We start from the raw sequence: 5,649 nt of genomic DNA, 5'->3' as shown, positions 1-5,649 counted from the left end.
TTTGGTTAAGTTAGAAAGGGCGCACGGTGGATGCCTTGGCACTAGGAGCCGAAGAAGGACGCGACGAACGGCGAAACGCCTCGGGGAGCTGTAAGTAAGCTTTGATCCGGGGATATCCGAATGGGGGAACCCACCATCCGTAATGGGATGGTACCCATACCTGAATCTATAGGGTATGAGGAGGCAGACCTGGGGAACTGAAACATCTAAGTACCCAGAGGAAGAGAAAGCAAATGCGATTTCCTGAGTAGCGGCGAGCGAAACGGAAACAGCCCAAACCAAGAGGCTTGCCTCTTGGGGTTGTAGGACACTCTATACGGAGTCAGAAAGAAACGAAGTAGGTGAAGCGACCTGGAAAGGTCCGTCACAGAAGGTAACAACCCTGTAGCCGAAACTTCGTTTCCTCCAGAGTGGATCCTGAGTACGGCGGGACACGTGAAACCCCGTCGGAAGCTGGGAGGACCATCTCCCAAGGCTAAATACTCCCTAGTGACCGATAGTGAACCAGTACCGTGAGGGAAAGGTGAAAAGCACCCCGGAAGGGGAGTGAAAAAGATCCTGAAACCGTGTGCCTACAACTAGTTGGAGCCCATTAACGGGTGACAGCGTGCCTTTTGTAGAATGAACCGGCGAGTTACGATGTCGTGCAAGGTTAAGCTGAAAAAGCGGAGCCGCAGCGAAAGCGAGTCTGAATAGGGCGAAATAGTACGCCGTCGTAGACCCGAAACCGTGTGATCTACCCATGTCCAGGGTGAAGTTCAGGTAACACTGAATGGAGGCCCGAACCCACGCATGTTGAAAAATGCGGGGATGAGGTGTGGGTAGGGGTGAAATGCCAATCGAACTCGGAAATAGCTGGTTCTCCCCGAAATAGCTTTAGGGCTAGCCTCGAGGGAAGAGTCTTGGAGGTAGAGCACTGATTGGACTAGGGGTCCCCACCGGATTACCGAATTCAGTCAAACTCCGAATGCCAATGACTTATCCTCGGGAGTCAGACTGCGAGTGCTAAGATCCGTAGTCAAGAGGGAAACAGCCCAGACCATCAGCTAAGGTCCCAAAGTATACGTTAAGTGGAAAAGGATGTGGAGTTGCCCAGACAACCAGGATGTTGGCTTAGAAGCAGCCACCATTTAAAGAGTGCGTAATAGCTCACTGGTCGAGTGACTCTGCGCCGAAAATGTACCGGGGCTAAACGTATCACCGAAGCTATGGATTCGCACCGTTGGTGCGAGTGGTAGGGGAGCGTTCTACGTGCAGCGAAGTCAGACCGAGAGGACTGGTGGAGCGCGTAGAAGTGAGAATGCCGGTATGAGTAGCGAAAAGAGGGGTGAGAATCCCCTCCGTCGAAAGCCCAAGGTTTCCTGAGGAAGGCTCGTCCGCTCAGGGTTAGTCGGGACCTAAGCCGAGGCCGAAAGGCGTAGGCGATGGACAACAGGTGGAAATTCCTGTACCACCTCCTCACCGTTTGAGCAATGGGGGGACGCAGAAAGGTAGGGTAAGCGCGCTGATGGAAATGCGCGTCCAAGCAGTTAGGCTGGGAAGTAGGCAAATCCGCTTTCCATAAAGGCTGAGCTGTGATGGCGAGGGAAATGATAGTACCGAAGTTCCTGATCCTACACTGCCAAGAAAAGCCTCTAGCGAGGTGAGAGGTGCCCGTACCGCAAACCGACACAGGTAGGCGAGAAGAGAATTCTAAGACGCTCGGGAGAACTCTCGTTAAGGAACTCGGCAAAATGACCCCGTAACTTCGGGAGAAGGGGTGCTCTGATAGGGTGCAAGCCCGAGAGAGCCGCAGTGAAAAGATCCAAGCGACTGTTTAGCAAAAACACAGGTCTCTGCGAAGCCGCAAGGCGAAGTATAGGGGCTGACACCTGCCCGGTGCTGGAAGGTTAAGAGGAGGGGTTATCCCTTCGGGAGAAGCTCTGAATTGAAGCCCCAGTAAACGGCGGCCGTAACTATAACGGTCCTAAGGTAGCGAAATTCCTTGTCGGGTAAGTTCCGACCCGCACGAATGGTGTAACGACTTGGATACTGTCTCAACGAGAGACCCGGTGAAATTATAGTACCTGTGAAGATGCAGGTTACCCGCGACAGGACGGAAAGACCCCATGGAGCTTTACTGTAGCTTGATATTGGATGTTGGTACCGTTTGTACAGGATAGGTAGGAGCCTTGGAAGCCGGAGCGCTAGCTTCGGTGGAGGCGCTGGTGGGATACTACCCTGACGGTATTGACATTCTAACCTCGAACCGTGATCCGGTTCAGGGACAGTGTCAGGTGGGCAGTTTGACTGGGGCGGTCGCCTCCTAAACAGTAACGGAGGCGCCCAAAGGTTCCCTCAGAATGGTTGGAAATCATTCGTAGAGTGCAAAGGCAAAAGGGAGCTTGACTGCGAGACCTACAAGTCGAGCAGGGACGAAAGTCGGGCTTAGTGATCCGGCGGTGCCGTATGGAAGGGCCGTCGCTCAACGGATAAAAGCTACCCTGGGGATAACAGGCTTATCTCCCCCAAGAGTTCACATCGACGGGGAGGTTTGGCACCTCGATGTCGGCTCATCGCATCCTGGGGCTGAAGTAGGTCCCAAGGGTTGGGCTGTTCGCCCATTAAAGCGGTACGCGAGCTGGGTTCAGAACGTCGTGAGACAGTTCGGTCCCTATCCGTCGCGGGCGTAGGAAATTTGAGAGGAGCTGTCCTTAGTACGAGAGGACCGGGATGGACACACCGCTGGTGTACCAGTTGTTCCGCCAGGAGCATCGCTGGGTAGCTACGTGTGGACGGGATAAGTGCTGAAAGCATCTAAGCATGAAGCCCCCCTCAAGATGAGATTTCCCATGGAGTAAATCCAGTAAGACCCCTTAGAGATGATGAGGTTGATAGGTCTGGTGTGGAAGCGTGGCGACACGTGAAGCTGACAGATACTAATCGGTCGAGGACTTATCCAAAAACAAATCAAAAGCAACGTCTCGAACTCGAGAAGCGTCCCATTATCTAGTTTTGAGAGAATCTTGTTCTCCAAAGAAGCTTCGATACAACATCGCACCATGTGCGACGTTGATCGGAAGCCGTGAATATCTACAAAGAGGATCAAGAGATTATTCTCTTACGGTCCAAAGGAAAGGGTTTCGAGAAACGAGCAGTTTTAGGAATCGAGCGACGACAGACCGGAGCGTACACACGGTACGTGAGGATCTGAAGGAGTGAAGATGACACCAAGATGCGACGTTAATCGGAAGCCGTAACTAAATGGTTTGGTGGCGATAGCGAAGAGGCCACACCCGTTCCCATGCCGAACACGGTCGTTAAGCTCTTCAGCGCCGATGGTAGTTGGGGGCTTCCCCCTGCGAGAGTAGGACGCTGCCAAGCAACTAATGTTCCACAGTAGCTCAGTGGTAGAGCAATCGGCTGTTAACCGATCGGTCGTAGGTTCGAGTCCTACCTGTGGAGCCACGGAGAGCTGTCCGAGTTGGCCGAAGGAGCACGATTGGAAATCGTGTAGGCGGTGACAAACCGTCTCGAGGGTTCGAATCCCTCGCTCTCCGCCAGATAAATTACCGTGGCCCGTTGGTCAAGTGGTTAAGACACCGCCCTTTCACGGCGGTAACACGGGTTCGAATCCCGTACGGGTCATTCTTTCTTTAGGACTTTATGTTCTTTATGTATCGGAGGATTAGCTCAGCTGGGAGAGCACCTGCCTTACAAGCAGGGGGTCGGCAGTTCGATCCTGTCATCCTCCACCATTCACTCATTAAGAAGAAAATTACTCATATACTTTATAACGGCGCGGGATGGAGCAACGAGCGAAACTTCTGCCGAGAAAGCAACGAGTAACCTCGACGCATGATGGCGTCTGTGAGAAAGCAAGAAGAGGAGAGGTCCTGCTTCTTAGAAAAAACATCATCCATATACTTTATAACGACGCGGGGTGGAGCAGTCTGGTAGCTCGTCGGGCTCATAACCCGAAGGTCGGCGGTTCAAATCCGTCCCCCGCAACCAATAAGGTCCGGTAGTTCAGTTGGTTAGAATGCCTGCCTGTCACGCAGGAGGTCGCGGGTTCGAGTCCCGTCCGGACCGCCATTATACATAAGGCTCGGTAGCTCAGTCGGTAGAGCAATGGACTGAAAATCCATGTGTCGGCGGTTCGATTCCGTCCCGAGCCACCATCTGTGCCGGTCTAGCTCAATTGGTAGAGCAACTGACTTGTAATCAGTAGGTTGGGGGTTCAAGTCCTCTGGCCGGCACCATTTTTCCATTGACGATATGATGATTTTTCGGTATCATAGATGTTGTTCCTTAATGGAGGGGTAGCGAAGTGGCTAAACGCGGCGGACTGTAAATCCGCTCCCTCAGGGTTCGGCGGTTCGAATCCGTCCCCCTCCACCATTTATTTTCAAAGGGGCATAGTTTAACGGTAGAACAGAGGTCTCCAAAACCTCCGGTGTGGGTTCGATTCCTACTGCCCCTGCCAATTTATCATTTCAGTGTGGCGACTGTGGCGAAGTGGTTAACGCACCGGATTGTGGCTCCGGCACTCGTGGGTTCGATTCCCATCAGTCGCCCCATTAGTTTTGATATTGGGCTATAGCCAAGCGGTAAGGCAACGGACTTTGACTCCGTGATGCGCTGGTTCGAATCCAGCTAGCCCAGCCAATAAGCGGAAGTAGTTCAGTGGTAGAACACCACCTTGCCAAGGTGGGGGTCGCGGGTTCGAATCCCGTCTTCCGCTCCAAAACTTTGGCGGCATAGCCAAGTGGTAAGGCACGGGTCTGCAAAACCCTTATCCCCGGTTCGAATCCGGGTGCCGCCTTTTTTGATCTTTCCACGTAATTCCTTGCCGGGGTGGTGGAATTGGCAGACACACAGGACTTAAAATCCTGCGGTAGGTGACTACCGTGCCGGTTCGAGTCCGGCCCTCGGCACCATTTTAGACAAGCTTTGCGCCCGTAGCTCAATTGGATAGAGCGTTTGACTACGGATCAAAAGGTTAGGGGTTCGACTCCTCTCGGGCGCGCCATTTCTATATATACGTACATACAAAGAGCATTGGATGATCCAATGCTCTTTTTTGTGGCTCTATAATATTTGTTGGGGTTAAGAAACAAATATGAGCATAAAAAAACAGGCTCTACAATAAATGTTGGGGTTTTTGCACAAAAGAGGGCAAAAAAAATGCACGCAGGCTCCTTTATCCATTATCCTTGAATTGCCGAGAAACAAAGAAAGGATAGGAGCTGCGTGTACGATGAATTTTACCATGAATTTGCCCGGATTAAAAGGTGTGAAGGTCACAAAGATGGAGGAACGAGAGGGCTTTATCGCGCTCCATGTAGAAATGCCGCGAACGCCTCATCGTTGCCCATCCTGCGGGGAGAGAACCGAGAGAATCCATGATTACCGCATCCAAAAAGTTCAACATCTCAAGCTCTTTGAACGGTGGGTGTATCTATTCTATCGAAAGCGCCGGTACGCGTGCAGATGCGGGAAGCGGTTTGCGGAGAAAGCCTGTTTTGTAGAGCGATATCAGCGTCAGACAGTGGAATGGAATCAAGCGTTTCGCTTACGGCTCATTCAAGGGAAGAACTTTACGGACACAGCGAATCAATTCCAAACGTCCGTGACAACTGCCATGCGCCGGTTTGATCAATTGGCGGC

The 5,649-nt window shown here is 52.2% G+C and carries 1 protein-coding gene, 16 tRNA genes and 2 rRNA genes; all 19 read left to right on the top strand.

What is annotated here, in order from left to right:
- Positions 1 to 3 precede the first annotated feature (3 nt).
- Positions 4 to 2,942, top strand: a 23S ribosomal RNA gene (locus tag E2L07_RS19965).
- A 305-nt stretch (positions 2,943 to 3,247) separates the two neighbouring features.
- A 5S ribosomal RNA gene (gene rrf / locus E2L07_RS19960) occupies positions 3,248 to 3,363 on the top strand.
- A 9-nt stretch (positions 3,364 to 3,372) separates the two neighbouring features.
- A tRNA-Asn gene (locus E2L07_RS19955) sits at positions 3,373 to 3,447 on the top strand.
- A gap of 1 nt (position 3,448) precedes the next feature.
- Positions 3,449 to 3,542 (top strand) — tRNA-Ser (locus E2L07_RS19950).
- A 13-nt stretch (positions 3,543 to 3,555) separates the two neighbouring features.
- Positions 3,556 to 3,627 (top strand) — tRNA-Glu (locus E2L07_RS19945).
- Between the two features lie 34 nt (positions 3,628 to 3,661).
- Positions 3,662 to 3,737, top strand: a tRNA-Val gene (locus E2L07_RS19940).
- A gap of 179 nt (positions 3,738 to 3,916) precedes the next feature.
- Positions 3,917 to 3,993 (top strand) — tRNA-Met (locus E2L07_RS19935).
- A 4-nt stretch (positions 3,994 to 3,997) separates the two neighbouring features.
- Positions 3,998 to 4,074 (top strand) — tRNA-Asp (locus E2L07_RS19930).
- A 10-nt stretch (positions 4,075 to 4,084) separates the two neighbouring features.
- Positions 4,085 to 4,160 (top strand) — tRNA-Phe (locus E2L07_RS19925).
- A 5-nt stretch (positions 4,161 to 4,165) separates the two neighbouring features.
- A tRNA-Thr gene (locus tag E2L07_RS19920) sits at positions 4,166 to 4,241 on the top strand.
- Between the two features lie 54 nt (positions 4,242 to 4,295).
- Positions 4,296 to 4,380 (top strand) — tRNA-Tyr (locus tag E2L07_RS19915).
- Between the two features lie 11 nt (positions 4,381 to 4,391).
- Positions 4,392 to 4,465: transfer RNA gene (locus E2L07_RS19910), tRNA-Trp, on the top strand.
- Positions 4,466 to 4,483: 18 nt separating this feature from the next.
- Positions 4,484 to 4,559: transfer RNA gene (locus E2L07_RS19905), tRNA-His, on the top strand.
- Between the two features lie 13 nt (positions 4,560 to 4,572).
- A tRNA-Gln gene (locus tag E2L07_RS19900) sits at positions 4,573 to 4,647 on the top strand.
- A gap of 4 nt (positions 4,648 to 4,651) precedes the next feature.
- Positions 4,652 to 4,726, top strand: a tRNA-Gly gene (locus tag E2L07_RS19895).
- A 7-nt stretch (positions 4,727 to 4,733) separates the two neighbouring features.
- A tRNA-Cys gene (locus E2L07_RS19890) sits at positions 4,734 to 4,804 on the top strand.
- Positions 4,805 to 4,830: 26 nt separating this feature from the next.
- A tRNA-Leu gene (locus tag E2L07_RS19885) sits at positions 4,831 to 4,919 on the top strand.
- Positions 4,920 to 4,934: 15 nt separating this feature from the next.
- Positions 4,935 to 5,011, top strand: a tRNA-Arg gene (locus E2L07_RS19880).
- A 228-nt stretch (positions 5,012 to 5,239) separates the two neighbouring features.
- Positions 5,240 to 5,649 (top strand): transposase family protein (locus E2L07_RS19875; protein ID WP_134229345.1); only part of this gene is annotated, 410 nt, incomplete at its 3' end.

This window comes from Halalkalibacterium halodurans, assembly GCF_004376175.1.
Taxonomy (GTDB): Bacteria; Bacillota; Bacilli; order Bacillales; family Bacillaceae_D; genus Halalkalibacterium; species Halalkalibacterium halodurans.
The sequence above is the reverse complement of the archived record's forward strand: the minus strand, read 5'-3'. Positions and strand labels throughout refer to the sequence as shown.